Genomic DNA, 24,826 nt, shown 5'->3' on the forward strand with positions numbered 1-24,826 from the left:
CGGGCGTCCGCGCCGGGCCCACCCGCGGCGGACCCGGCGGCCGGGCGGTCGGGGCCGGCAGAGGAGGTTGCGGCCGGGCCACCAGCGGTCGGGGCCGGGCCACCAGCGGTCGGGGCCGGGCCACCAGCGGTCGGGGCCGAGTCGGCGGCCCGAGCCGGGTCGGCGCCCCGAGCCGGGTCGCCGGGGGCGGGAGCCGGGCCGGGACGGGATACCGGCGGCCGGTCGACGCCGGGTCCCACCGGGCCGCTGCCGGGCCGCCCGTCCCTGCCCGCGTCGCTGCGCTCACCCATGGCTCGATCCTCCCGGAACCGTCGGCGTGGAAGCTGCCCAGACGAGTCAAGCAGTTCCTCGCCACCGGCGCACGGCGTCCGGGCGGGACGGTGCCGGCGACGTGGGACGCGGCCGGCCGGCGCGCCGTGGAGGCGCGGTCAGCCGCCGGGGCCGCGGCGCCGTCGGCGGCGGGTGTCGACAGCGGCGGCCCCGCCGAGGAGGCCGCCGCCGGTGTTCCCCGTCTCGCTCAGACGCACTCGCGGCAGATCAGTTCGCCGTTGCGCTCGACCGCCAACTGGCTGCGGTGGTGGACCAGGAAGCAGCGGGCGCACCGGAACTCGTCCTGCTGCATCGGTAGCACCTTGACCGTGAGCTCCTCGTCGGCCAGGTCGGCGCCGGGAAGCTCGAAGCTCTCGGCGACCTCCGCCTCGTCGACGTCCACGGCACCCGACTGTGAGTCGACGCGCCGGGCCTTCAGCTCTTCCAGGCTGTCCTCGCCGAGGTCGACCTCGTCGCGACGCGGGGCGTCGTAGTCGGTGGCCATCGGTTTCACTCTCCCATGTCGATATGGTCGCTTCCGGTTGTAACGCCGGACGACGCTGTTTCGGTTCCGCTGGCCGGCCACCGATATGTGTCGGTCACCCGACCCGACGCCGGTCGGGCCGGGCCGCCAGAAAAACTTCCCCCGGCGAGCGCGGTACCTTACCCCCCTCTGGGCGAGGCATGTATACCGCCCTCGTGGCTCAGATGTACGCCCCAGCACCCCGAGTTGTTCCCAATGTGACTCAGGCGACACGAAGATAGGGGTAGTAGTACCCGGTTGCTGGTTGGCGCGCCGGCATGTCGGACTGTTTCCACGCGACCGTCGGACAACCGTTAACCTCAGCGGCGTACTCGACGGCCGGCGGGTGGCCCGACCGCCGGCGGCCGCCGCCACCCACCACTGTCCGGGGAGCGTCCAGATGAGCTTTGCGCGGGTGCGAGCACTCGTTGTCGTCGGCCTGCTGGCGGTCGTCGCCCTGGTCTTCGTGGTCGTGGCCGTGGTCCGCGACACCCAGAGCGTGGCCGGCCAGGCCGCCGGGTGCCCCGAGGGCGCGCCGCCGGCGGACCTGACCCTCCGCCAGTACAAGGATGTGAAGATCAACATCTACAACGCCACCGACCAGGTGGGCCTGGCCGCCAGCGTCGCGGACGACTTCCGCAACCGCAAGTTCCAGGTGAAGAAGACGGGCACCGAGCGCAAGCAGGTCGACGACATCGCCATCCTGCGGTACGGCCCGAAGGGCGTCGGCTCGGCGCACCTGCTGCGCGCCTTCTTCCTCGACAACGCCACGCCCGTCTACGAGGAGGGCCGCAAGGACGACACCGTCGACGTGGTGCTGGGCAACGGCTTCCAGCAGCTCGCCACCACCACGGAGGTCAACCAGTCCCTCGGCGACCTCGGCTCCCCGGTCGCGCCCGCCGGCACGTGCCCGATGCCCGTCAAGAAGTGACCCCACCCGGCAAGAAGTGATCCCGCCCGGCACTAGGCCCTGACCAGGCAGAGCGCGGGTCAGGGTCCGCCGGAGGCGCCCAGCGCGGCGAGCCGGTCGTGCAGCGGCTGGAACAGCGCCGGCGGGGCGGCGATCAGCAGGTCCGGCCCGGGCGGCAGTCCGCCCAGCCCGGCCACCCGCAGCCCGGCCTCGGCCGCGACCAGCGCCCCGGCCGCGTGGTCCCATGCGGCCAGCCCCTTTTCGTAGTACGCGTCCAGCCGCCCCTCGGCGGCCAGGCAGAGATCCAGCGCCGCGGCGCCCTGCCGGCGGATGTCCCGCACGTGCGGGATCAGTTCCGCCAGCACCCGGGCCTGGTGGGCGCGCCGCCCCGGGTCGTAGCCGAACCCGGTGCCGACGAGCGCCTGGCTCAGGTCGGTCTCGCCCGAGCAGCGCAGCCGCTCGCCGCCGCGGTACGCGCCGCCCCCGGCCGTGGCCGTCCACTCCTCGCCGGTGGCGACGTTGCGCACCACGCCCGCGACCACCTCGCCGTCCACCTCCGCGGCCAGCGACACCGCGCAGTACGGCAGCCCGTACAGGTAGTTGACGGTGCCGTCGATCGGGTCGACGACCCAGCGCACCCGGGCCGCCCCGGCCTCCGGCCCGCCGGCGCCGTACTCCTCGCCGAACACCGCGTCGTGCGGTCGGACCCGGCGCAGCGCGTCGACCACCTGCCGCTCGACCGCCCGGTCGGCCGCGGTGACCACGTCGGTGACCGTGGACTTGGTGGCCGCCACCGAGACGCCCTCGGCCCGCATCCGGTGCGCGGTCGCCGCCGCGTCCCGGGCCACGTCGACGGCAATCTCCAGCAGCTCCCGCGGCCGCGGCGCCGACCCGTCCATTCCCGTCCCCTTCCAGCGCGAGCGGGCTCGTCCGCCGCGCACGCGAGTATCATCCTTACAAACTCCACAACCGCCCCGAATCGGCGGTCCCGGGCGTGGGTCCGCCGTGCGGCGCAGGATGATCGCCGCAGACGGCGTTACAATTCACCCCTGCCCACGCGCCACGGACCGCCAACGACCGGCCGGCCCGGAACACGAGGGTTCCTCAACCACATCGTCCGGCACCGCGCCCCACGCTGCGCCGGGCAACCCGGCCGTGCTCGCTCTTCGCCTCCGGAAGGTCATTCGTGACAGAACCCCGCCAGACCGGCGCCGACGTTCGCTCGCTCACCGACACCCTGATCGCCCACGCGCAGAGCGCGGGCGGCCAGCTCACGTCGGCTCAGCTCGCGCGCACCGTCGAGTCCGCCGAGGTGACTCCGGCCCAGGCCAAGAAGATCCTGCGTGCGCTCGCGGAAGCGGGGGTGACCGTGGTCGTGGACGGCTCGGCCAGCCCGCGCCGCCGCGTCGCCGCCGCCCGGTCCGCCACCCCGGCGTCCCGAGCCACCACCGCCAAGACCACCAAGAAGACCGCCCCGCCGGCCCCGAAGCAGGCCCCCGCCGTCGACGAGGCCCCCGCCCCGGCGCCGAGGAAGGTGGCCGCACGCAAGGCCACGACCGAGGCGGTCGCCAAGGCCGCCGTTCCGGCGAAGGCGGCGAAGCCCACCCGGGTGGCCAAGGCCACCGTGGCCGCCGCGGGCAAGCAGCCCGCCAAGGCCGCGGCGAAGACCAAGGGCGGCGACCCCGCCGAGGGGGAGATCGATCCGGAGGAACTGGCCGCCGAGATCGAGGACGTGGTGGTCGAGGAGCCGGCCGAGCTGGCCCAGGCCGCCGAGGCCGACGCCGCCAACTCGGCGACGGACAACGACTTCGAGTGGGACGACGAGGAGTCCGAGGCGCTCAAGCAGGCGCGTCGCGACGCCGAGCTGACCGCGTCCGCCGACTCCGTCCGCGCGTACCTGAAGCAGATCGGCAAGGTTCCCCTGCTCAACGCCGAGCAGGAGGTGGAGCTCGCCAAGCGGATCGAGGCCGGCCTCTACGCCGCCGAGCGGCTGCGCGCCGCCGAGGAGGGCGAGGAGAAGCTGACTCGCGACATGCAGCGCGACCTGCTCTGGATTTCCCGGGACGGTGAGCGGGCGAAGAACCACCTGCTGGAGGCCAACCTCCGACTGGTGGTGTCGCTGGCCAAGCGGTACACGGGCCGCGGGATGGCGTTCCTCGACCTGATCCAGGAGGGCAACCTCGGCCTGATCCGGGCGGTCGAGAAGTTCGACTACACCAAGGGCTACAAGTTCTCCACGTACGCCACCTGGTGGATCCGGCAGGCGATCACCCGGGCCATGGCCGACCAGGCCCGCACCATCCGCATCCCGGTGCACATGGTCGAGGTGATCAACAAGCTCGGCCGGATCCAGCGCGAGCTGCTCCAGGACCTGGGCCGCGAGCCCACGCCGGAGGAGCTGGCGAAGGAGATGGACATCACACCGGAGAAGGTGCTGGAGATCCAGCAGTACGCCCGGGAGCCCATCTCGCTCGACCAGACCATCGGCGACGAGGGCGACAGCCAACTCGGCGACTTCATCGAGGACTCGGAGGCCGTGGTCGCGGTCGACGCCGTCTCGTTCTCCCTGCTGCAGGACCAGCTCCAGCAGGTGCTCCAGACGCTGTCCGAGCGGGAGGCGGGCGTGGTCCGGCTGCGGTTCGGCCTGACCGACGGCCAGCCGCGGACGCTGGACGAGATCGGCCAGGTCTACGGCGTGACCCGGGAGCGGATCCGCCAGATCGAGTCCAAGACCATGTCGAAGCTGCGCCACCCGTCCCGTTCGCAGGTGCTCCGCGACTACCTGGACTGAGCCAGGTCGTCAACCAAACGTGTCGCTTTGATCACCAGGCGTGCAACACCCCATCGCGATCGGTTGGTTGCACGATTGTGATCGTTGACGTGGCACCCTTGGGGCACGGCACACTGTTGCCGCCATGTGTGACCTCGGTCCCCCGCGGGCACACAGGGAAGGCAGCGCCCAAGGTGGGTGTTGCACGATAGGTGAGCAACGACCGAAGAGATTGTTCATCGGTGACGACCAGAGGAGGAAGGCGATGACCCCGACCCTCACGCCGCCGCCCGAGACGGTGAGCCCCCCGGCCGCCGATGAACGGTGCGACCGCTGCAACGCTGCCGGCAAGCTCCGTATCACTCTGGCCGGTGGAAGCGAACTGGTGTTCTGTGGACACCACGCGAACAAGTACGCCGAGGATCTCGTCAAGATCACCGTGCGGTACGCGACCGACCCCGAGTTCAACTGGCGTGGCGCCGACCTGATGGCGAACTGAACCACGCCGGACACATAGCCGGACGGAGGGCTCCCGTGGGAGCCCTCCGTCGGCTTTGGCGCTCCGGCCGCCGTCCCGGCCTCGTTTGCGGGTCCCACGGCAGCCTCGCCCGCGGTGATCAAGAGGTTTGCGTCGGAATCGCCGCCCAGGCGGGATGATCACTCCGTGCTACCGACATTGGGGCATCCGGAGGACTGGGATACCCCAATGTCGCCGCCGTGGAGTCGATCACGGCACCGGCATCCACGAGGCGTGAGGCACCCCGATGTCGGCGCCATAGGGGTGCCCGAGCGCTCCGGATGCCGCCATGTCGCCGACATCGAGTGGAATCAGAGCGTCTGGACCGTGGCGATACGTTCCTCGAGTTGCTCGATCGTCGCCTGGGCGCTCGGCGGGCCGCCGCACAGGCGGCGCAACTCGGCGTGGATCTTGCCGTGCGGCAGTCCGGTGCGGTGGTGCCGGGCGGCCACGAGAGCGTTCAGCTGCCGCCGGAGCGCCACCCGGCGCTGTGCGGCGCTCATCGGCGCGGGCGGCGCCGCCGGGGCCGCAGCGGCCGGCTCGGCGGCCCGTAGGGCGGCCCGGCGGCGCTGGGCGGCCAACTGCTCGGCCTGCCGCTTGTTGAGCAGCAGTGCGACCTCGTCGGCGGTGAGCAGGCCGGGCAGGCCCAGGTACTCCTGCTCCTCCGGCGTGCCGGCCTGGGCGGCCGTGCCGAAGGACGCCCCGTCGAAGATCACCTGGTCCAGCTCGGCCGTGGCCGACAGGGCGGTGAACCGCTTCTCCAGCTCGCCGCTGGCCTGCTCGTCGCGCTGGGCGCGCTCCAGCAGCCCGTCGTCGAAGCCGTCGTCCTTCGGCTTGCCGAGCACGTGGTCGCGCTCGGCCTCCATCTCGCTGGCCAGGCCGAGCAGGTGCGGCACGCTCGGCAGGAACACCGAGGCGGTCTCCCCCGGGCGGCGGGCCCGGACGAACCGGCCGATCGCCTGGGCGAAGTACAGCGGCGTGCTGGCGCTCGTCGCGTAGACGCCGACGGCCAGCCGGGGGATGTCCACGCCCTCGGAGACCATCCGGACCGCGACCAGCCACCGCTGGTCGGACGCCGCGAACGCCGCGATCCGCGCGGAGGCGCCCTGGTCGTCCGAGAGCACCACCACGGCCTTCTCGCCGGTCACCCGCTCGATCAGCTTCGCGTACGAGCGGGCGTTCTGCTGGTCGCTGGCGATGACCAGGCCACCCGCGTCGGACATGCCCGCCTCGCGCAGCACGCTCAGCCGGGCGTCGGCGGCCCGCAGCACCTGCGGCATCCAGTCCCCGGCCGGGTCCAGCGCGGTACGCCACGCCTGGGCGATCAGGTCCTGCGTCATCGGCTCGCCCAGCCGGGCGGCCAGCTCGTCGCCGGCGTTGGTCCGCCACCGGGTCTCCCCGGAGTACGCCAGGAACAGCACCGGCCGCACCACGCTGTCGCGCAGCGCGTCGGCGTACCCGTAGACGGCGTCGGCGCGGGAACGCAGCAGCCCGTCGCCGCCCCGCTCGTACGTGACGAACGGGATCGGGTTGTCGTCGGAGCGGAACGGGGTGCCGGTGAGCATCAGCCGGCGTACGGCGGGCTCGAACGCCGCCTTCACGCCGTCGCCCCAGGTGCGCGAGTCGCCGGCGTGGTGGATCTCGTCGAGGATGACCAGGGTGCGCCGGGTCATGGTGCGCCGGCGGTGCACCTGCGGCGCCATGCCGACCTGGGCGTAGGTGACCACGGCGCCGTGGAAGTCGGCCGAGGAGTGCAGGTCGGCGTTGCGGAACGCGGCGTCGAGCTGGATGCCGACCCGGGCGGCCGACTCGGCCCACTGCGTCTTGAGGTGCTCGGTGGGGGCGACCACCGTGACCGCCTCCACCGTGCCGTCGGCGAGCAGCTCGGCGGCGATCCGCAGGGCGAAGGTGGTCTTGCCGGCGCCGGGGGTGGCGACCGCGGTGAAGTCCTCCGTACGCCGTCGCAGGTACTCCACCAGCGCCTTGCGTTGCCAGGCGCGCAGGGGCGGGAACGTCTCGAGCACCGGCGTCCGGGCTGCCACGCGTCAGGCTCCTCTCCGACCGCACGAGGGCGGACCCCGGCCGAGGGCCGCGGGTGCCGTCGTGCCGGCCGCCCGGGTGGCGGGATCTCACCCATGAAAATGCCCTCGCGCATCCGGTGCCGCGAAGGCCGACTCAGCATAACCAGCGCGTGGCGGCCGGCCCAGGCGACGCCACGCTGGTCGCCTCCGTACCCTGGCCGCCCGTCCGCGAATCCCCCGGTCAGGCGCCGGTGTGCGGCGCAAATCCCCCCGGTCAGGCGCCGGTGTGCGGCGCAAATCCCCCCGGTCAGGGGCCGGTGTGCGGCGCAAATCCCCCCGGTCAGGGGCCGGTGTGCGGCGCAAATCCCCCCGGTCAGGGGCCGGGGCGCGGCGGGTGCAGGGCGGGGACCGGCGCGGACCAGCGCCGGCGCAGCGAGACCAGGCGCACCGCGAAGACGAACGCCGCCGCCGCGGTCAGCCAGGCCGCGTTGGCGTGCCCGTACGCGTCCAGCGCGGCGACGGCGACCGAGCCGGCCAGGGCGGCCATCGCGTAGATCTCCCGGCGCAGCACGATCGGGATCTCGGCGGTGAGCAGGTCCCGGCCGAGCCCGCCGCCGATCGCGGTGAGCATGCCGATGAGGCAGGCGCCGACCGCCGGCACCCGGGCGTCGAGCGCCTTGAGCGTGCCGGTGACCGTGAACAGCCCCAGCCCGGCCGCGTCCAGCACCAGCACGGTGGTGCGCAGCCGGGCGTACTGGGGGTGCAGCCAGAACACGGCGGCGGCCGTGACGGCGGCGGTGACGGCGTACCGCCAGTCGGCGAAGGCCAGCGGGGGCACCTCGTCGATCACCAGGTCGCGGACGATCCCGCCGCCGAGCGCGGCGACGAACCCGACGAACACGACCCCGAACAGGTCGAGCCGCTTGGCCACCGCCGCGGAGGCGCCGGAGGCGGCGAACACGGCCACCCCGGCCAGGTCGGCGAGGAGCAGGGCGGTGGAGGTGGTCACCGCCGCAGGTTACGCGGGCGGCCTGAGGGCCGCCGGGGGATCACTCGGCCCAGGAGTCGTAGATCTCCTTGCACTTGGGGCAGACCGGGGAGCCGGGCTTGGCCGCCTTGGTCACCGGGAAGGTCTCCCCGCACAGCGCGACGACGAACGTGCCCATGACCGCGCTCTCGGCGATCTTGTCCTTGCGCACGTAGTGGAACATCTCGGGGCCGGTGTCGGCGTCCTTCAGCTCCGGGCGTTCGAGAACCTGTGTGCTCACTTCTGCACCTCCAAATCTCCAGTTTGGCAGGCCAGCGGGACAGGGTCCAACGGAGGCCGCCTCCCGGCGGGCCGTACCGTAACGGAAGTGACCAACCTGCACATCCGTCTCGGGGCCGAGGTGACCGACGCCCTGCGCGACCGGCGCCCGGTCGTCGCCCTGGAGAGCACCATCGTCTCGCACGGCCTCCCCCGGCCCGACAACCTGCGGGTCGCCCGGCAGATCGAGCAGGCCGTGCGCGACGCCGGGGCGGTCCCGGCGACCATCGGCATGGTCGGCGGCCGGCTCGTGGTGGGGCTCGACGATGCGGAGCTGACCCGGCTCGCCACCGTCGACGGGGTGGCCAAGCTCTCCGTACGCGACCTCGCGGTGGCCGCCGCCACCGGCGCGGACGGCGCGACCACGGTCGCCGCGACCAGCGCCGTGGCCGCCGCCGCCGGGATCGGCGTGTTCGCCACCGGCGGCCTCGGCGGCGTGCACCGCGAGGCTGCGCGCACGTTCGACGAGTCCGCCGACCTGGTCACCCTGGCCCGGACCCCGATCGCGGTGGTGTGCGCCGGGGTCAAGTCGATCCTCGACGTCGGGGCGACCCTCGAACGGCTGGAGACCCTCGGCGTCGCCGTCGTCGGCTACCGCACCCGCCGGTTCCCCGGCTTCTACCTCACCGACGCCGGCTTCGACCTCGACTGGTCCGTCGACTCGCCCGAGCAGGTGGCCGAGGTGCTGGCCGCCCGGGCCGCCCACGGGGTGCAGGACGGTGGGCTGATCGTGGCCAACCCGCTGCCGGTCGACGAGCAGCTCGACCCGGCCCTGCACGACCGGACCCTCGCCGAGGGTCTCGCCCGGCTGGAGCGCGACGGGGTGACCGGCAAGGCCGTGACGCCGTACCTGCTGGCGCACTTCCACTCCGCCACCGAGGGCGCCAGCCTCGCGGTGAACGTGCGGATCATCCTGCGCAACGCCGACCTCGCGGCCCGGATCGCGGTCGCCGCGGCGGGCCGCGCCGCCTCCGCCGCATGACCGGTCGCTCCCGGATCGTCGTCGTCGGCGACCTGATCACCGACGTGGTGGCGGTGCTGGGCGCGCCGCTCGCCACGGGCTCGGACACCCCGGCCACGATCCGGGTCAGCGGCGGGGGTCAGGCGGCCAACACCGCCGCCTGGCTCGCCGCGCAGGGCGCGGCGGTGACGATGGTCGGCGCGGTCGGCGACGACGACGCGGGGCGCGACCGGGTGGCCGAGCTGGAGCGGGTCGGCGTCGACTGCGCGATCGAGCGCCATCCGGGCTGCGCCACGGGCACCGTGATCGTGCTCACCGGCGACGGGGAGCGCACGATGGTCACCGAGCGCGGGGCGAACCTCCGGCTGACCGCCGGGCACGTCGAGGCCGCCCTGGCCGGGGCGCCCGCCGCCCGGCACCTGCACCTGTCCGCGTACCCCCTGCTCGACGCCGGGTCGCGGGAGGCCGGGCTGCGGGCGCTGGCCGCGGCGCGCGGAGCCGGGCTGACCACCAGCGTCGACGCGGCGTCCGCGGCACCGCTGCGGCGGGTCGGCGCCGCGGCGTTCCTGAGCTGGGTACGCGACGTGGACCTGCTGCTGGTCAACGCCGACGAGGCGGCCGTGCTGGCCGGCGGGCTGGACCCGGCGGCGCAGGCTCGGGCCCTGTCGGCGGCGGCCCGGCGGGTGGTGGTCAAGCGGGGCGCGGCCGGGGCGGTCTGGGCGGACCGGGCGGCCACGCTCAGCGTCGCGCCGGCGCGGCGGGTGGCGGTGGTGGACGTCACGGGGGCCGGGGACGCGTTCGCCGCCGGGCTGCTGACGGCCTGGTTGGACGGAGCCGAGCCGCGCGCGGCGCTGGGCCGGGCCGGGGACCTGGGCGCCCTGGCCGTCTCGATGGTCGGCGCCCGCCCCGCCGGGTGACGGCGGGCGCCCGCGTGGGGTTGCCCGGCGACCGCCCGGCCGACGGTCAGGGCTCGGCGTCGATGACCGGGTGCGGGCGCTCCTCGGCCGTCAGGCTCATCGGCGGGGCCTCGTCCCGGCTGCGGGGCTGGAACCGGTTGCCCAGCCGGTGCCGCTCCTTCGGCGGCCGGTCGTTGGCCAGCAGCACCGCGAGCCACGGGATGAGCACCATGCCGAGGGCGCACAGCGACAGCCAGAGCCAGAGCAGGGGCGGCCGCACGCTCACCAGGACCGCGCCGACGATCAGGCAGGCCACCCGGATGCCCATCATCAGGACGTAGCGCCGCTGCCGGCTGGTCAGCTGGTCGTCCTGGCTGCGCGCCGCGTCGGTGATCAGGATCGGTTGGTACGCCTGACGTTTCACCACGGACCTCCAAGAGGGATCAGGCCCATCCTGTCACCTCGCGCGGTTGATCGGCGAGAATCCGGCTTCGTGTTACGCCCGTGGTACGCTCCGCCCGTGGGCAGCCGGTTCAGCTTCACCGACGAGGCGTTGGCCAACCTGCGCGTCTACGACGTCACCCCCGGGGAAGTCTGGGAGGCCCTGCACAGCACGCGGCGGGTCATCCGGCACCTGGGCGACGACGTGATGGTCGTCTACGCCACCGCGCGCCGCGGCCGCCGGCTGGCCGTGCTGCTCGCCGAGGCCGACGGCACCGACAACGACTGGGACATCCTCTCCGCCCGCGAGCTGAGCGACGTGGAGGCCAAGCGCTACGACGAGGCCGTGCGGAGGACTCGCCGACGAGGAGGCGGTGACGATGAACCGTAACGACGCGACCAAGCAGTTCCACAGCGGCGGCGACCGGATCGCGGAGCTGATCGACGAGACCCAGCCGGTGGAGCTGCCCACCCCCGACACGGACGTGCCGATGGTCAGCCGCTCGGTCCGGCTGCCCCTGGACACGTACGAGCGGGTGCGGGCGGCCGCCGAGGCCCGGGGCATCGGGGTGACCACCCTGATGCGGCAGTGGATCGAGGCCGGCCTGGCCGAGCTGGACGACTCGGCAACCGTGTCGCTGGCCGACGTCCGGCGGGCCCTCGCCGCCCTGTCCCGCCCCACCGCCGCCTGAGCCCGCACCGGCCGGGTTGCCGCCCGGCCTGCCCCAGGCGGTGGCGTCCTCACGCCGTCAGCTGCACGAACGCGGCCCGCTCGGCGTCGCGCACGTACGTCTGCCCCGACGGGTACGTCAGCGTGGCGTCGAGGTTGCAGTCGCCCCGGTAGAACCACTCGACGTACGGCACGTCGGGCTGCGCCCGCAGGTGGGCCATGTTGTCCCGCATCGCCTGCGCGCACAGCGCCCCGTTCGGGTCGTACGCGGCGCCGTTGTCCAGCGTGGGTTTGCGCTTGATCCCCCACTCGGGGACGACCAGCGGGCGGCCCACCCGCCGCGCCTGGGCGAGCGCGAAGTCGTTGCGCTCGACCGGGGTGCGGTACCGCTCGTAGCCGGCGTCGTAGATGTCGAAGCCGACCGCGTCGACCCCGGCGTAGCTCGACACCACCCCGAAGTCCGCCCACCAGGTGGCGGTACGCCGGGCGTAGTACTCGGTGAACACCGGGACCAGCCAGACCTCCCGGCGCCGGGCGTGCCCGGCCAGCGCCGCGACCAGCTCCTGCCACTCCTGCCGGTACGCCGCCGGGGTCGGGTCGTCGCCGTTCTGCTGCTCCGGCTCGTGGTCGAGGGTCACCAGGTCCACCACCTGCCGGCGGGCGGCGGGCCGCGCCGAGAGCCAGTCCCGGATCGCGGCCGGGGACGTTGCCGACGCCCAGTCCTTGAAGCTGTAGTGCACGGCGCAGTCGGCCGGCACCTGGGCGAGCACCCCCGACGACCAGGGCTCCAGCCCGGCGCCCGCCCCCGAGTACAGCCGCATCGACCGGGGCCGGGGATACCGGGCGAGCATCGCCTGCACGGAGGCGACCGAGCTCTGCGGCGGGCACCAGCCCAGGGCCAGAGGCGTCTGGACCGTCAGGGTGGTCGTGCTCGTGGTGGCGTTCCCCGCCGCGTCGCGCACCCGCGCGGTCAGGGCGACCGTACGGGTGGCCATCAGACCCGGACCGAGAAGCGTCCCGGCGCGGCCGGGTCGGCGACGATCGTCACGGCCGGGTCGGTGGTGGTCAGCTCGTACTTCAGCGGGTCCCCCACCGTCAGGATGGTGGTGGCTGTCGCCACGTGCCCGCCCACGTCGGTCACCTTCCCGGTGACGGTCACGGTGCGGGCGTCTGGGTCGTACGCGTCGATCACCACCTGGGCCGACTGGCCGGGTTGGAGCGTGCTCGGGGTGGCGGTGATCGATCGGATGACGGGGTTCGCCATGGTGCCCTCCGGGGGCGGCTACGGGCCGGAGCCCGTCAGGAACGGGACCAGCGGCGGGACACCCGTGATGGGGCGCACCCGGCCGGCAGGCCCGTGCCGCCGTGTGCCGGACGACCACCCGCTGCGCCGTTGCGGCGGGACCGGCGTCGTCCGATTCCCGCTGCTCTGGTTGCAGAATGCCACGTCAGGCCGCTGATCGGTAGCTCCGTCCGGTCAGCCGTCGCCGCCAGCCCGACGGGCCCGGGCGGGGCCGGTCGCGTCAGCCCTTGGCGGCCTTCGCCTCCGCCTTCATCCGCTGCTTGTACTCCCGGACCCGGCCCAGCGACTCCCGGTCGGTGACGTCGGCCACCGACCGGTACGCGCCCTCCTCGCCGTACCCGCCGGCCGCCTCCCGCCAGCCGTCCGGGGTCACACCGAACCGCTTGCCGAGCAGCGCCAGGAAGATCTGCGCCTTCTGCCGGCCGAATCCGGGCAGGGCGGCGATCCGGGACAGCAGTTCCCGGCCGTCGGCGGCGTCGGCCCACAGCCGGGTGGGGTCCCCGTCGTAGGTGTCCACCAGGGTCCGGCACACCTCCTGCACCCGGGCCGCCATCGCCTTCGGGAACCGGTGCAGGGCCGGCGGCCGGGCGAAGACCTCGACCAGCGCCTCCGGGTCGAACGCGGCCAACTCCCGGGCGTCCGGCTCGTGGCCGAGCCGGCTCGCCAGCACGTACGGCGAGGAGAACGCCTTCTCCATGGGCACCTGCTGGTCGAGCACCATGCCGACGAGCAGGGCGAGGGGGTCGCGCTGCAACAGCCGGTTGGCCTCGGGGTCGATGGGCAGCGAGAGCGTCATGCCGTCCATCCTGCCCGCCGGCCGCCCGACGACCCCGCCGACTCCCCGGTACCCGCCGGTCGGCTGCGGCCACCCGGCCACCGCTGGACCGCTCGGGCCGGCTCCCGGGGTGATCCCGCCACTGCGGCGCCGGGCTCCCGGGGTGATCCCGGCACTGCGGCGCCGACTTCCCGGGCTGATTCCGGCACGGCGGTGGCGGGCCGCCGGGCGGCGGAGGGCAGGATGGCGACGTGGACGGACACGACATGCTGCTCTCCCCCGCCGGCGTCGAGGCGCTGCGGACCGCGCTGGCCGGCGCCGGGTACACCGCCAACGGGATCGCCGCCCGGCTGGGCCCCCAGGCCACCGGCGGGGTGGCCCGCAACGACTTCCGGGCCGCGCTGCGCGCCACCGAGGACCGCGAGCCGCTCGGCACGCTGATCCGCGTCTTCATCTGCGACCAGACCGAGCGCGAGGACGTGGTGGCCGCCGCGCTCGCCCCGTTGACCGTGGACGAGGCGCTGGCCGGGGGCCTGGTCGAGCGGCACGGCGACGGCCTGCGCGCCGGCGTCGACCTGGAGCCGTACGGGGACGACTGGTGGGTGCTCGCCGACGTGCCGGCCAGCGCCCGGCCGGGCCGGCCGCTGCACGCCGAGCACGTCCTCGGCATCGGCGGGGCGACCCAGACGCTGATCGGGGCGACGGTCCGCGACCAGGTCGAGACGGCGCTGGACCTCGGCACCGGCTCGGGGGTGCAGGCGCTGCACCTGTCCACCCACGCGACCCGGGTCACCGCCACCGACGTCTCCGAGCGGGCGCTGCGCTTCGCCGCCACCACCGCCGCCCTCAACGGCCGGGACTGGGAGCTGCTGCGCGGCGACCTGGTCGCCCCGGTGGCCGGTCGCCGGTTCGACCTGGTGGTGAGCAACCCGCCGTTCGTGGTCGGCCCGGGCACCACCACGCACGTCTACCGCGACTCCGGCCGGGTCGGGGACGCGATCGGCGCCGAGCTGGCCGCCGCCGCCCCGGGCCTGCTCACCGAGGGCGGCACCATGCAGTACCTGGCGAACTGGGTGCACGTCGCCGGCGAGGACTGGGGCGAGCGGGTGGCGGGCTGGTTCGCCGGCACGGGCCTGGACGCCTGGGTGATCCAGCGCGAGGTGGCCGACCCCATGGCGTACGTGAACCTGTGGCTGACCGACGTCGGCGAGGCCGCCGACCCGCAGCGGATGGCCGCCTGGCTGGACTGGTTCGACGCGCACAAGGTCGAGGCGATCGGCTTCGGCATCGTGTCGCTGCGCAACGCCGGCCACGCCGATCCGGTGGTGCGGGTGGAGGACCTGCGGCAGCGGGTGGAGCCGCCGATGGGCGACCGGATCGCCGCCTGGTTCGACCGCCAGGACTGGCTGCGGGTACGCGACATCGACGGGCTGCTCGCCGCGCGCTACCGGGCCGCCGAGGGGCTGCAACTGCGGCAGGAGGCGACCATGGGCGAGGAGGGCTGGGCGGTGGACCGGCAGGTCCTCGCCATGCCGCACGGGCTGCGCTGGACGGAGGAGATCGACCCCCTGGTGCTGGCCCTGGTCGGCGGCGCGGACGGCCGGCTGCCGCTGCGCGACCAGCTCACCCTGCTGTCGGCGGCGCACGAGGTGGCGGTCGACGAGCTGGCCGAGGCGGCCGGCCCGATCGTGGCGCACCTGGTGGAGCGCGGGATCGTCGAGCCGGTGGCCGACTGATGCGGGCGGTGGTGCAGACGGTCGGCCGGGCCAGCGTCACGGTCGACGACGAGGTGGTCGGCGCCGTCGCCGACGGCCTGCTGGTGCTGCTCGGGGTGACCCACACCGACACCCCCGAGACCGCGCGGACCATGGCCCGCAAGATCCACGAGCTGCGCATCCTGGACGACGAGCGCAGCGCGGCGGAGACCGGCGCCCCGATCCTGGTGGTCAGCCAGTTCACCCTCTACGGCGACACCCGCAAGGGCAGGCGGCCCAGTTGGCTGGCGGCCGCCCCCGCCGAGGCGGCGGAACCCCTGGTCAGGGCGGTGGTCGAGGCGCTGCGCGAGCGCGGCGCGAAGGTCGAGACGGGCCGCTTCCGCACCCACATGCTGGTCGAGAGCGTCAACGTGGGCCCCTGCACGATCCTCCTGGACCTCTGACGCGCCTCCCCACCCGTCGGGATCGCCCCGGTGATCATGGAGTTGGCGGCAGTTGTGGAGATCCACACCGCCGCCAACTCCATGATCAACGAACAGGGGTCAGAAGAACAGGCCGCGGCGTTGGATGGACTGGCGGAGCCAGGCGTCCAGCTGGGCGGCCCAGTCCGTGTTCCCCACGGTGGCGTGGTCCACCGTGAAGCGGCCGAACGCGTCCCGCCCCTCGGTGAACACCCCGCCCCGCTTGTCGATCTCCAGCACCACCTGCACCTGCTGCGGGTCGGTCACGAAGGTGACCTCCAGCTGGTTGATCGCGCGGGCGTACTGGGGCGCCGGGTGGAACTCGATCTCCTGGTAGAACGGCAGGCTCTGCCGTACGCCGTAGATGTGCCCCCGCTCGACGTCGGCGCGCGCGAACCGGAAGCCCAGCCGCAGCAGCGCCTCCAGCAGCTGCTCCTGGGCGGGCAGCGGGTGCACCGCCACCGCGTCCAGGTCGCCCTTGTCGACGGCCCGGGCGACCTCCAGCTCCGTACGCAGGCCCATGGTCATCCCGTGCAGGTGGTGCCCGTACAGCTCGGTGAGCGGCGTCTCCCAGGGGACGTCGAAGCGGAACGGGACGTCGTACCGCTGCCCCGGCTCCAGCCGGAACGCCGTGGTCACCTGGCGTCGGCCGAACTCCTGGTCGGTCGCGTACTCGTTGTCGCCGCTCTCCACCTCGACCCGCGTGACCAGGCCCAGCGCGACGTAGCTGACGTCCACCGGGTGGTCGCCGCCGACGACGTGGATCGTGCCCTCCAACTGACCGCCCGGGCGGCAGTTCGGGTTGGCCAGCACCGTTTCCACCGACGGGCCACCCACGCCCATCGCCTGCATGAGTCGCTTGAAGACCACGACACCCTCCACTTGCCTGTCCGGGCCGGCGTGCACCGGCCGTGCGGGTCGGCCAGCCGCGGCCGACTGATCGGGGCCGGCCCGCAGAGCGGCCGACCGAGCGTGCCGGCCTGCCGCGGCCGACCGTGCGGGCCGGACCGGAGCGGCCGACCGCTGGCACGGTAACCGGGGCCGGCAAACGCGAGGCCCGGTTTCGCTGTCGGGTCCCCGATCGCCTCACTCCCGTTTCACGTCCCGCTTGGAAGAGTGTGTGTCACCGGCGCCCCTGGGCCGGCGACACGGCACCAACGTGGAGACGGGGAGAGACAGAGATGGTCCAGCAGATGATCGATAACCGGTTCGGCCCGGCCGTCGCCATCGACGCCGAGCCCGGCACTGACACCCTGGCCGACCTCGACGCGGTCGACGAGCGCGGCGTCTCCACGGACCTGGTCCGGGCCTACCTCAACGGCATCGGGCGCACCAAGCTGCTCACCGCCGAGCAGGAGGTGGCGCTGGCCCGCCGGATCGAGGCCGGGCTCTTCGCCGAGGAGAAGCTCGCCACCTGCACCCCCGTCTCCGCGGAACTGCGCGCCGACCTGGAGCTGATCGTCGCGGAGGGCCGCACCGCCAAGGACCACCTGCTGGAGGCGAACCTGCGCCTCGTGGTCAGCATCGCCAAGCGGTACACGGGCCGCGGGATGGCGTTCCTGGACCTGATCCAGGAGGGCAACCTCGGCCTGATCCGGGCGGTCGAGAAGTTCGACTACACCAAGGGTTTCAAGTTCTCCACGTACGCCACCTGGTGGATCCGGCAGGCGATCACCCGGGCCATGGCCGACCAGGCCCGCACCATCCGCATCCCGGTGCACATGGTCGAGCAGGTCAACCGGATGGTCCGGGCCCGCCGCGAGCTGGCGGTCACGCTGGGCCGGGAGCCCACGGTCGCGGAGGTCGCCAAGGCGATGGACGTCCCGGAGTTCCAGGTCATCGAGCTGATCTCGTACGACCGGGAGCCGGTCAGCCTGGACCAGGCCGTCGGCGAGGACGGCGAGAGCGCCCTCGGCGACTTCGTGGCCGCCGTCGACCCGGCCGCCGAGCCCGGCGAGGCCGCGGCCGACGGCGAGCTGCGCGACGAGGTCCGCATCGTGCTCGCCACCCTGTCGCAGCGGGAGCAGGCGGTGATCCGGCTGCGCTTCGGCCTGGACGACGGCCGGCAGCGCACCCTGGACGAGGTCGGCAGGGAGTTCGGCCTGTCCCGCGAGCGGATCCGGCAGATCGAGAAGGTCACGCTGCTCAAGCTGCGCTCCCCGGAGCGGGCGCAGCGCCTGGAGGCGTACGCCTGCTGAGGCGCGCGGACACGGAGGGCCCGGCGGTTCGCCGGGCCCTCCGCCGCGTTCGTGGCGCCCCTCGCGACACCGGGAGGGTGAGCGGGCCGCCCTTCTCTACGGCAGGCGTTGAGCAGGGGCCCTTCCTTACAAGCGGCGGGGACCGGTGTCGGGGCGGGCACCCTCGACGCCGGTGCGGACCGTCGCGTGCAGGACGGACAGGCCGTCCGGGCGGGCCAGCACCGGGTTGAGGGTGAGCGACCGGACGCGGGGCTGGTCGTCGGCGAGCCGCCCCACGCGCACCAGCAGCTCGGCCAGGGCCGCCCGGTCCACCGGGGCGGCGCCCCGGTGCCCGCGCAGCAGCGGCGCCGCACGCGGCTCGTCGACCAGCTCGGCGGCGTCGGTGTCGGTCAGCGGCACCGCCCGCCAGGCCCGGTCCCCGAGCAGCTCGGTGGCGACGCCGCCGAGGCCGAAGCCGACCACCGGCCCGAACGCCGGGTCCTCCACCAGCTCCACCACGCAGGCCACGCCGGGCGGGACCATCGGCTGGACGAGGACGTCCGCGCCGAACACCGCCGACATCTCCGCGTACGCCCGGCGCACCGCCGGCTCGTCGGCCAGGTCGAGGCGTACCGCCCCGAGGTCGAGGCGGTGCCGCAGCCCGGGGGCGGCGGCCTTCAGCGCCACCGGCCAGCCGAGGGTCGCCGCCGCGGCGGCCGCCTCGTCGGCGGAGCGGACCGGCACGGAGGGCACCACGTCGATCCCGTACGCCCCGAGCAGCCCGGCCGGGTCCGACCCGTCGGCCCGCAGCGCGGCGTGGCCGGCGGCGGGGTCGATCCGGGGCAGGTCGGGCAGCGTGCCGGTCGGGCGGCGCAGCCAGTCGGCGTACGCGGCGACCCGGCCCAGGGCCCGCACCGCCTCCTCCACGCTCGGGTACGCCGGCACCCCGGCCGGTACGCGCCCGGCGAGGAACGTGGCCACCGTCGGCTTGCCGGCGCGCAGCGCCCCGGGCAGGGCGGCGGTGAAGTCGGCCTCGGTGTCGGTGAGCTGCCCGGGCAGCGGCGGGGCGAACACCGCGACCAGGGCGTCCACCCCGTCGTCGGCGGCGGCGGCGCCGAGCGCGGCGGCGAACTCCGCGGCCCCCGCCCGCGGGCCCACGTCCGCCGGGTAGCCGGCGGCCACGGTCAGCCCCTGCGCGGCGCAGGCGGTGGCGGCCAGCCCGGTCAGCGCCGAGGAGTTGCCGACGACGCCGACCCGCCGGCCGCGCGGCAGCGGCTGGTGGGCCAGCAGCACGCCGACGTCGAGCAGTTCGGCGACGGTGTCCACCCGGATCACGCCGGAGTGGGCGAACAGGGCGCGGACCGCCACCTCGTCCGGGCCGGGCCGGTCGCCGCCCAGCCCCGGCGGGCGGGCCGGCGAGGCGAGCGCCACGACGGGCTTGGTCCGTCCGATGCGCCGGGCCAGCCGGGCGAACTTGCGCGGGTTGCCGAAGGTCTCCAGGTACAACATGATCACGTCGGTGGCCGGGTCGTCCTGCCAGTACTGGAGCAGGTCGTTGCCGGAGACGTCGGCCCGGTTGCCGGCGGAGACGAAGCTGGACAGGCCGAGGCCGCGCCGGGACGCCTCGGCGAGCAGGGCCGTCCCGAACGCGCCGGACTGGCTGAAGATCCCGACCCGGCCGCGGGCCGGCAGCACCGGCGCGAGGGTGGCGTTGAGGCGTACCCGCTCGTCGGTGTTGGCCACGCCGAGGCAGTTCGGGCCGACGACCCGCATGCCGGCGGCGTGCGCCGCCCGGACCAGCACCCGCTGGGCGGCCGCGCCCTCCGCGCCCGCCTCGGCGAAGCCGGCGGAGATCACCACCAGGCCGTGCGCCCCGGCCGCCGCCGCGTCGGCCACCACCTCGCCGGCCGCCTCGGGGGCCACGGCCACGACCGCCAGGTCGATCGCCTCCCCCGCGTCGGCCGCCGACGGGTACGCCGGCAGCCCGGCCACGGTCGCCGCGCTCGGGTGCACCGGCACGATCGTCCCGGTGAAGCCGGCGTCGCGCAGGTGCCCGAGCAGCGCCGCGCCGACGCCCTGCCCGGTGGCGCTCGCGCCGTAGACGGCGATGCCCCGGGGGGCGAGCAGCCGGGCGATGGAGCGGGCCTCGGTGCGGTGCTCCCGGCCGCGCTGCACCTCCAGCGTCGCCTCGGTGGGGGCGATCGGGAAGTCCAGGTGCACCACGCCGTCGGCGTACTGGCGCTGGACCTGGTAGCCGAAGTCGGCGAAGACCCGCTGCATCGCCCCGTTGGCCGGGAGCACCTCGGCGACGAAGTGCACGATCCCGGCCCGGCGGGCGGCGTCGGCCAGGTGCTCCAGCAGCACCGAGCCGATCCCCCGCCCCTGGTAGGCGTCCTCCACCACGAACGCCACCTCGGCCTCCGGCGCCTGCGGGCCGAGCCGCTCGTACCGGCCGACGGCGACGATCCGCCCGCCGGCCAGCACCACGAACGCCTCCCGGTCGCGGTGGTCGACGTTGACGAACCGCTCCAGGTCCCGCTCCGGGATGCGCGGGTACGGCGAGAAGTAGCGCAGGTAGCGGGTGCGCTCGGAGAAGCGGGCGTGCATCGCCACGATCCCCGGCGCGTCGTCCGGCCCGATCGGCCGCAGCTGGACGGTCGAACCGTCGCTGAGCAGCACGTCCACCGGCTGGTCCGCCGTCGTCACCGGTCCTCCCCAGGCCGGTTCAGTCGCGCGGGTCGTACGGGTCGAGCCCGAACAGCGGGAACACCGACCTGCGGGTGGTCGCGATCGCCCGGTCCACCGAGTTCGGCTCCCCCGTCGGCTGCCACGGCACGTACCCCGGGTGGGCGTCGTCGGTCAGCCGCAGCGGCACCTGCCGGCCGGGGCGGCGGGCGGCGACCAGCCCCCGCCAGCCGGGCGGGGTCAGCGTCGCCGGGTCGAGCGGGGCGCCGGTGGCCACCGCCAGCAGGTGGGTCCATGCCCGCGGGACCACCTCGACCAGCGCGTACCCGCCGCCGCCGGTGGCCACCCAGCGGCCCTGGCACAGCTCGTCGGCGAGCGCCCGCAGCGCCAGGTAGGTGGCGCGCTGCCCGTCGACGGACAGGTGCAGGTCGGCCAACGGGTCGAGGCGGTGGGCGTCCGCGCCGCACTGGGTGACGAGGATCTGCGGCCGGAACGCCCGCAGCACCGACGGGACGATCGCGTGGAACGCCCGCTGCCAGCCGGCGTCGTCCGTCCCCGGCGGCAGCGGGACGTTGACGGCGCTGCCCTCCGCCCCGCGCCCGCCGGTCTCGTCGGGGAACCCGGTGCCGGGGAACAGCGCGAGCGGCGTCTCGTGCAGGCTGACCGTGAGCACCCGCGGGTCGTGCCAGAAGATGTCCTGCACGCCGTCGCCGTGGTGCACGTCCACGTCCACGTACGCCACCCGCTGCGCGCCCAGGTCCAGCAGGCGGGCGATGGCCACCGCCGGGTCGTTGTAGACGCAGAAGCCGGCGGCCCGGGCAGGCATCGCGTGGTGCAGCCCGCCGGCCACGTTGACCGCCCGCCGGGCCTCGCCGCGCCAGACCGCCTCGGCGGCGGCGACGCTGGCCCCGGTGATCAGCGCGCTGGCCTCGTGCATCCCGTCGAACACGGGGTTGTCCGAGGTGCCGAGCCCGAACCCGGCGAACAGGGGGTCGCGCGGGGCGGCCCGGACGGCGTCCAGGTAGCGCGGATCGTGCACCCGGGTCAGCAGGGCGTCGTCCGCCGGCTCCGGCTTGACCAGTCGCACCCCGGGGCGGTCGAGGACGCCCAACTCCCGGGCGAGCGCCATGGTCAACTCCACCCGGACCGGGTCGAGCGGATGATCACCCATGTCGTACGCGAGCAGGGCCTCGTCCCACACCACCACCGTGTCCTCGGACATGCGGCCCATCGTCGCACGCCCGCCGGCAGCCCTCACCCGATGCGGGCGCCCCGGGCCGGGTCGGCCCGGGGCGGCCCGGCCGGACGGTCAGCCGCCGGTGGCGACCGGGCGGGACGGGTCGGCCACCCAGTTGCTCCAGGAGCCGACGTAGAGGGCGGCGTCCGGACGGCCGGCCAGGTGCAGGGCCAGCACGGCCTGCGCGGCGGTCACCCCGGAGCCGCAGTACGCCCCGACGGGCGCGCCGTCGGCGACCCCGGCGGCGGCGAACCGCTCGCGCAGCGCCTCGGCCGCCGGGAAACGGCCGTCCGGGCCGACGTACTCCCCGGCGGGCAGGTTCACCGCGCCCGGCACGTGCCCGGCGACCGGGTCGATCGGCTCGGTCTCGCCCCGGTAGCGCGGGGCGGCCCGCACGTCGAGCAGCACCCCGTCGCCGGCGGCGGCCAGCGCCGCGGCCTCGGCGGTGTCGAGCACCGGCAGCTCCCCGGGGCGGACGGTCACGTCGCCGGGCGCCGGGGCCGGCACGTCGGTGGAGACGGGCAGGCCGGCGGCCACCCACGCGGGGAAGCCGCCGTGCAGCAGGCGTACCTGCCGGTGGCCGGCCCAGCGCAGCGTCCACCAGGCGCGGGCGGCGGCCATCCCGTCGCCGCCGTCGTACACGACGACGGGGTGGCCGGCGCGGACGCCGGCGGCCCGCAGCGCGGCCTCCAGCGCGGCGGGGTCGGGCAGCGGATGCCGGCCGGCCGCACCCGGCGGCCCGCACAGCTCGGTGTCCAGGTCGACGAAGACCGCGCCGGGCAGGTGCCCGGCGGCGTAGTCCTCCCGGCCGGGCGGGCCGGCCAGGCGCCACCGGACGTCGAGCAGGGCGGGTGGGTCGGCGGAGTCGCGCCAGGCGGCGAGCCGGTCGGCCTCGACCAACAGTTCCTCGGTACCGGACATGGCGTCCAGTCAACACCATCCGGTACGGCACCTCGCGTTTCGCCGCGAGGTGGCGTCGGACGGCCGGGGTACGATCGGCCTCTGGGAGGTCCGCTGACGTGAATGACCTGGTCGACACGACCGAGATGTACCTGCGCACCGTCCTCGAGCTGGAGGAGGAGGGTGTGCCGCCGCTGCGTGCCCGCATCGCCGAGCGGCTGCGCCAGAGCGGTCCCACCGTCAGCCAGACCGTCGCCCGGATGGAGCGCGACGGCCTGCTCACCGTCGAGGGCGACCGGCACCTGGCGCTGACCCCGCTGGGCCGCAGCACCGCCGTCTCCGTGATGCGCAAGCACCGGCTCGCCGAGCTGCTGCTGGTCAACGTCATCGGGATGCCCTACGAGGAGGCCCACGAGGAGGCCTGCCGCTGGGAGCACGTGATGAGCGACGCGGTCGAGAAGCGGGTCTACGAGCTGCTCGACCGCCCGACCCGCTCCCCGTACGGCAACCCGATCCCGGGGCTGGAGGAGCTGGGCGACGGCGAGAGGCAGGCCGACGGCAGCGAGGGCGAGCGCAATCTGGCGTTCCCCGGGCTCTCCGGCCCCGTGGTGGTCCGGCGGATCTGCGAGAGCGTGCAGACCGACTCCGACGTGCTGCGGCAGCTGCACGCCGCCGGCGTCGACCCGGGCGCCACGGTCACCGTGGCCCAGGAGCGGGACGGCGTGTTCATCGACCGCTCCGGCGCCGAGCGGATCCGGCTGCCCCGCGAGGTCGCCTCCCGGGTCTTCGTCGCCGCCCGCTGACCGCCCGCCCGCGCTGACGCGCCCCGGTCCGTCTCCGCCCGCCCGCTGACGCGCCCCCGTCCGTCCCCGGCCGGGGGCGCCGCTCACAGGGCTCTGGTGTCGACCGTCTTCGCGAGGGCGACCAGCTTGCCGGCCAGCTCGTCGGCGGCGGCCCGGTCGGCGCTCTTCGGCAGGGTCCAGCGCAGGACGGCCAGCCGGTCCTCCTTGGCCAGCCAGCCGACCTCGGCGACCGGCCCGTGCTTGCCGCCTGCGGCAGCGACCCGCTGGTAGGCGACCTGGCCCAGCATGCCGACCTTGCGCGCCCCGCTGGGCTGGACGTCGGCCGTGAAGGTCGCCACGTCGATCGACGTCTCGGTGACGGTGAGGGTCAACTCGGGCAGCAGCGCCTGCTCGGCCCGCACCACGCAGGTGTGCGTGTCGCCGCGCTCGCTGGACGCCGCCACGTCGAAACGCGTCCCGGTGTGCTCCTCGATCACGGCGAAGTCGAACAGCCGGCACGCGCCGCCCGAGGACGCCGCCGGGAGGTCCACCGACACCGGCTCGGCGCGGGGCACCGCGACCTGCCCGGCCTCCTCGGCGCAACCCGACACCAGCAGCACCGCCACGCCGGCGAGAGCGATCCGCCCGTGCACGCCCAACCTCCGCACTCGTCGGCGGATCTCCGCCGGGTGTCCGTCGCACACCGTACGGGGTGTCCGCCGTGGACGGAAGCCCTCAGTCGTCGACGTACGGGCAGTGCCGGCAGCCGCGCCCGCAGCACGTGCCGCGGCGGGCCAGGAAACCGGCGGTGAGCACGAACAGCCCGGTGTCCGGGTCGAGGTAGCCGGCCTCCCCGGCGGCCAGGGCGGCGGCGTGCGCGGCCAGGACGCGCTCCCGGCCGGGGTGCTCCGGCGGCAGCCGGGACGGGTGCGGCTCGGTCAACGGCCGGGGCGCCAGCGGCAGCCGCTCTCCACTCACCGCCGCAGTGTAGGGAAGGGGCGGTCAGCCGTGGCGGGCGAAGGCCGCCGCGATCGCCGCCCGGTCGGCGCCGGCCGTTGCGGGTGATCCGCCCGGGGGGGGGTGATCCTGCTACTGCGGCGGGTGGCTGCGGCTCGGGCCCGGGCCGGGGCGCGGACGGAGACGTGGGCGCGGGTGCGGCACCTTCTCAGGCTGTGGCCCTGGCCGCGCCGGGGGGCCTCGGCGCAGGGCGTGCTGCTCGGCTTCGCCGAGGTCGGCGCGGGCGGCGAGGTGGTCTGCGACCTTGCCGGAGATCTCCACGCGGACCGCCTGCGCCAACGGGTACGGCCGGCGCGGGCCGTTCGGGCTGGTTAGGCAGCAATTCGGCTAGAGCGGTGCGGATCGCGCCACGGCTCATTGATCAAGTTCTTAGTCCCTCGTCGCATGTTCGCCAGCAACGCCCCTTGACGGATTCGCATCGCAGCCAATAGTCTTTTGAACATCGGTCGC

General features: G+C 74.8%; 27 protein-coding genes. 12 read left to right on the plus strand and 15 right to left on the minus strand.

Features of this window, described 5'->3' with window-relative positions; genetic code table 11:
- Positions 1-517: 517 nt before the first annotated feature.
- Complete coding sequence (locus ACGFIZ_RS09465) at positions 518-814, minus strand: DUF4193 domain-containing protein (protein ID WP_007075406.1); 297 nt, start codon at positions 812-814, stop codon at positions 518-520.
- A 433-nt stretch (positions 815-1,247) separates the two neighbouring features.
- On the opposite strand from ACGFIZ_RS09465, the gene ACGFIZ_RS09470 reads away from it, so the two are divergent.
- A complete protein-coding gene (locus tag ACGFIZ_RS09470; RefSeq protein WP_393417642.1) occupies positions 1,248-1,763 on the plus strand; it encodes a LytR C-terminal domain-containing protein in 516 nt (171 codons plus the stop codon).
- A 59-nt stretch (positions 1,764-1,822) separates the two neighbouring features.
- Here the strand turns inward: ACGFIZ_RS09470 and ACGFIZ_RS09475 are convergent, their stop codons facing one another.
- Positions 1,823-2,641 (minus strand): inositol monophosphatase family protein, encoded by an 819-nt coding sequence (locus ACGFIZ_RS09475; protein ID WP_393417463.1) that lies wholly within the window; start codon positions 2,639-2,641, stop codon positions 1,823-1,825.
- Positions 2,642-2,928: 287 nt separating this feature from the next.
- Between ACGFIZ_RS09475 and ACGFIZ_RS09480 the strand changes: the two genes are divergently transcribed.
- Together ACGFIZ_RS09480 and ACGFIZ_RS09485 are read left to right on the plus strand one after the other, a co-directional pair.
- The gene (locus ACGFIZ_RS09480) at positions 2,929-4,533 is read left to right on the plus strand and encodes an RNA polymerase sigma factor (protein ID WP_393417467.1); all 1,605 of its coding nucleotides are present in this window, start codon (positions 2,929-2,931) and stop codon (positions 4,531-4,533) included.
- 244 nt (positions 4,534-4,777) lie between these two features.
- The gene (locus ACGFIZ_RS09485; RefSeq protein ID WP_145775696.1) at positions 4,778-5,011 is read left to right on the plus strand and encodes a hypothetical protein; all 234 of its coding nucleotides are present in this window, start codon (positions 4,778-4,780) and stop codon (positions 5,009-5,011) included.
- A 329-nt stretch (positions 5,012-5,340) separates the two neighbouring features.
- Here ACGFIZ_RS09485 and ACGFIZ_RS09490 read toward each other — a convergent pair whose 3' ends face one another.
- The 3 genes from ACGFIZ_RS09490 to ACGFIZ_RS09500 all read right to left on the minus strand — a co-directional run bounded on the left by ACGFIZ_RS09490 (position 5,341) and on the right by ACGFIZ_RS09500 (position 8,318).
- Complete coding sequence (locus tag ACGFIZ_RS09490) at positions 5,341-7,071, minus strand: DEAD/DEAH box helicase (protein ID WP_393417470.1); 1,731 nt, start codon at positions 7,069-7,071, stop codon at positions 5,341-5,343.
- A 352-nt stretch (positions 7,072-7,423) separates the two neighbouring features.
- Entirely contained in the window at positions 7,424-8,059 is a 636-nt protein-coding gene (locus tag ACGFIZ_RS09495; protein WP_393417472.1) for a trimeric intracellular cation channel family protein, read from the minus strand.
- A 40-nt stretch (positions 8,060-8,099) separates the two neighbouring features.
- Positions 8,100-8,318 carry a DUF3039 domain-containing protein gene (locus ACGFIZ_RS09500; RefSeq protein ID WP_091340497.1) on the minus strand — a complete coding sequence of 73 codons (219 nt, stop codon included), beginning with the start codon at positions 8,316-8,318 and terminating at the stop codon, positions 8,100-8,102.
- An 87-nt stretch (positions 8,319-8,405) separates the two neighbouring features.
- On the opposite strand from ACGFIZ_RS09500, the gene ACGFIZ_RS09505 reads away from it, so the two are divergent.
- A complete protein-coding gene (locus tag ACGFIZ_RS09505; RefSeq protein ID WP_393417475.1) occupies positions 8,406-9,338 on the plus strand; it encodes a pseudouridine-5'-phosphate glycosidase in 933 nt (310 codons plus the stop codon).
- Positions 9,335-10,234, plus strand: a complete 900-nt coding sequence (locus ACGFIZ_RS09510; RefSeq protein ID WP_393417477.1) for a carbohydrate kinase family protein — start codon at positions 9,335-9,337, stop codon at positions 10,232-10,234. The genes ACGFIZ_RS09505 and ACGFIZ_RS09510 overlap by 4 nt, the downstream gene beginning before the upstream one ends.
- 46 nt (positions 10,235-10,280) lie before the next feature.
- Here ACGFIZ_RS09510 and ACGFIZ_RS09515 read toward each other — a convergent pair whose 3' ends face one another.
- A complete protein-coding gene (locus tag ACGFIZ_RS09515; protein WP_393417479.1) occupies positions 10,281-10,637 on the minus strand; it encodes a DUF3099 domain-containing protein in 357 nt (118 codons plus the stop codon).
- A gap of 96 nt (positions 10,638-10,733) precedes the next feature.
- Here ACGFIZ_RS09515 and ACGFIZ_RS09520 point away from each other — a divergent pair, with 96 nt between their 5' ends.
- Together ACGFIZ_RS09520 and ACGFIZ_RS09525 are read left to right on the plus strand one after the other, a co-directional pair.
- Complete coding sequence (locus ACGFIZ_RS09520; RefSeq protein ID WP_347667859.1) at positions 10,734-11,045, plus strand: hypothetical protein; 312 nt, start codon at positions 10,734-10,736, stop codon at positions 11,043-11,045.
- Positions 11,035-11,346, plus strand: coding sequence for a hypothetical protein (locus ACGFIZ_RS09525; RefSeq protein WP_393417481.1), 312 nt, complete (start codon positions 11,035-11,037; stop codon positions 11,344-11,346). The genes ACGFIZ_RS09520 and ACGFIZ_RS09525 overlap by 11 nt, the downstream gene beginning before the upstream one ends.
- Positions 11,347-11,395: 49 nt before the next feature.
- Here the strand turns inward: ACGFIZ_RS09525 and ACGFIZ_RS09530 are convergent, their stop codons facing one another.
- From ACGFIZ_RS09530 to ACGFIZ_RS09540, 3 genes are all read right to left on the minus strand, one after another.
- Positions 11,396-12,319, minus strand: coding sequence for a hypothetical protein (locus tag ACGFIZ_RS09530; RefSeq protein ID WP_393417483.1), 924 nt, complete (start codon positions 12,317-12,319; stop codon positions 11,396-11,398).
- Positions 12,319-12,588 (minus strand): hypothetical protein, encoded by a 270-nt coding sequence (locus ACGFIZ_RS09535; RefSeq protein WP_393417485.1) that lies wholly within the window; start codon positions 12,586-12,588, stop codon positions 12,319-12,321. The genes ACGFIZ_RS09530 and ACGFIZ_RS09535 overlap by 1 nt, the downstream gene beginning before the upstream one ends.
- Positions 12,589-12,847: 259 nt before the next feature.
- Positions 12,848-13,432 (minus strand): HhH-GPD-type base excision DNA repair protein, encoded by a 585-nt coding sequence (locus ACGFIZ_RS09540; protein ID WP_393417644.1) that lies wholly within the window; start codon positions 13,430-13,432, stop codon positions 12,848-12,850.
- A 221-nt stretch (positions 13,433-13,653) separates the two neighbouring features.
- Here ACGFIZ_RS09540 and ACGFIZ_RS09545 point away from each other — a divergent pair, with 221 nt between their 5' ends.
- Both ACGFIZ_RS09545 and dtd read left to right on the plus strand, forming a co-directional pair.
- Positions 13,654-15,138 (plus strand): methyltransferase, encoded by a 1,485-nt coding sequence (locus ACGFIZ_RS09545; RefSeq protein ID WP_393417487.1) that lies wholly within the window; start codon positions 13,654-13,656, stop codon positions 15,136-15,138.
- A complete protein-coding gene (dtd, locus tag ACGFIZ_RS09550) occupies positions 15,138-15,560 on the plus strand; it encodes a D-aminoacyl-tRNA deacylase (RefSeq protein ID WP_393417489.1) in 423 nt (140 codons plus the stop codon). The genes ACGFIZ_RS09545 and dtd overlap by 1 nt, the downstream gene beginning before the upstream one ends.
- Positions 15,561-15,659: 99 nt before the next feature.
- On the opposite strand, the gene ACGFIZ_RS09555 is transcribed toward dtd, so the two are convergent.
- Positions 15,660-16,448 (minus strand): sporulation protein, encoded by a 789-nt coding sequence (locus tag ACGFIZ_RS09555; protein ID WP_393417491.1) that lies wholly within the window; start codon positions 16,446-16,448, stop codon positions 15,660-15,662.
- 311 nt (positions 16,449-16,759) lie between these two features.
- Between ACGFIZ_RS09555 and sigB the strand changes: the two genes are divergently transcribed.
- Entirely contained in the window at positions 16,760-17,776 is a 1,017-nt protein-coding gene (sigB, locus tag ACGFIZ_RS09560) for an RNA polymerase sigma factor SigB (RefSeq protein ID WP_393417493.1), read from the plus strand.
- A gap of 126 nt (positions 17,777-17,902) precedes the next feature.
- Here sigB and ACGFIZ_RS09565 read toward each other — a convergent pair whose 3' ends face one another.
- The 3 genes from ACGFIZ_RS09565 to ACGFIZ_RS09575 form a co-directional block, all read right to left on the minus strand.
- Positions 17,903-20,461, minus strand: a complete 2,559-nt coding sequence (locus tag ACGFIZ_RS09565; RefSeq protein WP_393417495.1) for a GNAT family N-acetyltransferase — start codon at positions 20,459-20,461, stop codon at positions 17,903-17,905.
- Positions 20,462-20,480: 19 nt separating this feature from the next.
- Positions 20,481-21,662: an acetoin utilization protein AcuC gene (locus tag ACGFIZ_RS09570; protein WP_393417497.1), complete on the minus strand. Its 1,182-nt coding sequence runs from the start codon at positions 21,660-21,662 to the stop codon at positions 20,481-20,483.
- An 87-nt stretch (positions 21,663-21,749) separates the two neighbouring features.
- Entirely contained in the window at positions 21,750-22,598 is an 849-nt protein-coding gene (locus tag ACGFIZ_RS09575; RefSeq protein WP_393417499.1) for a sulfurtransferase, read from the minus strand.
- A gap of 98 nt (positions 22,599-22,696) precedes the next feature.
- Here ACGFIZ_RS09575 and ACGFIZ_RS09580 point away from each other — a divergent pair, with 98 nt between their 5' ends.
- Positions 22,697-23,380, plus strand: a complete 684-nt coding sequence (locus ACGFIZ_RS09580; protein WP_393417501.1) for a metal-dependent transcriptional regulator — start codon at positions 22,697-22,699, stop codon at positions 23,378-23,380.
- Positions 23,381-23,463: 83 nt separating this feature from the next.
- On the opposite strand, the gene ACGFIZ_RS09585 is transcribed toward ACGFIZ_RS09580, so the two are convergent.
- Complete coding sequence (locus tag ACGFIZ_RS09585) at positions 23,464-24,012, minus strand: hypothetical protein (RefSeq protein ID WP_393417503.1); 549 nt, start codon at positions 24,010-24,012, stop codon at positions 23,464-23,466.
- 82 nt (positions 24,013-24,094) lie between these two features.
- Complete coding sequence (locus tag ACGFIZ_RS09590) at positions 24,095-24,337, minus strand: DUF5522 domain-containing protein (protein ID WP_393417504.1); 243 nt, start codon at positions 24,335-24,337, stop codon at positions 24,095-24,097.
- 123 nt (positions 24,338-24,460) lie between these two features.
- Between ACGFIZ_RS09590 and ACGFIZ_RS09595 the strand changes: the two genes are divergently transcribed.
- Complete coding sequence (locus ACGFIZ_RS09595; protein ID WP_393417506.1) at positions 24,461-24,691, plus strand: hypothetical protein; 231 nt, start codon at positions 24,461-24,463, stop codon at positions 24,689-24,691.
- Positions 24,692-24,826 lie beyond the last annotated feature (135 nt).

It is taken from the genome of Micromonospora sp. NPDC048830 (genome assembly GCF_043198215.1).
GTDB lineage: Bacteria > Actinomycetota > Actinomycetes > Mycobacteriales > Micromonosporaceae > Micromonospora.